Source organism: Priestia sp. P5_B4, from assembly GCF_056400385.1.
Map to the genome: position 1 here is coordinate 1 of NZ_JBFULJ010001344.1, position 725 is coordinate 725.

At 34.9% G+C, this 725-nt stretch carries 2 protein-coding genes; both read right to left on the reverse strand.

Annotated elements, in window-relative coordinates:
- The coding region (locus AC1DRF_RS30880) for a hypothetical protein (RefSeq protein WP_477742685.1) at positions 1 to 525 on the reverse strand (525 nt) is incomplete at its 3' end.
- 13 nt (positions 526 to 538) lie between these two features.
- The coding region (locus AC1DRF_RS30885; RefSeq protein WP_477742686.1) for a hypothetical protein at positions 539 to 725 on the reverse strand (187 nt) is incomplete at its 5' end.

Below are 725 nucleotides of genomic sequence, written 5' to 3' on the forward strand. Positions count from 1 at the left end.
CATTAAGGTAGCCGCAGGGGATATATATAATTTATCTTCCATACCAGATGGTTGTTTACTAGGTAGATGGTATGCAGCTTTAAAAATTGCGTATTCCAATTCCGCAAGCTCAAGAATTTTTTTTAATAACACTTCACTTTGTGAACGTAAAAAATAAATAAATGGTGTTGCTTTTTCAATACCACGTCCATAACCTAATGGATGTGGTAAACTATATTCCGCCTCCCAAAGAAAATTACTTGAAAGGAACGTTTGAAAAATTACATCGTCTACAAACTCCTCATTATCTCCTAAATACAAAAATGTTTTTTGGTATATCGGTTTTACTTGTGCTAAAATTTGTAGCCAGCGACCTCGACGTTCAGCATGAAGAGCTGCTATATTTACATCAAGTAGGCTCTCATCTCCGATTAATTTAACCATTTGTTGAAAAGGTCCATTTTTTATCTCTGGACTCCAACAAGGATCAATACTCATTCTAATAAGCAAATCTTGCTTCGCTATAGGCTTTAATAGGGTATTCATTTAATCACTTCCTTTAAGTCGTTAATAATAATAGATCCTTCTCTATTTGTTCATTACTAGAAAGTCTATCAGTCATCACTAGTAATCTTCTTTCAGGATCTTGTAGTCTATCCCAAAGATCCCATACCACCCCATCAACTTGTTCACAAGCACAAGGAATCGTTGCATTTTTTGAATTTCTTATGGCACTAGCCCAACAT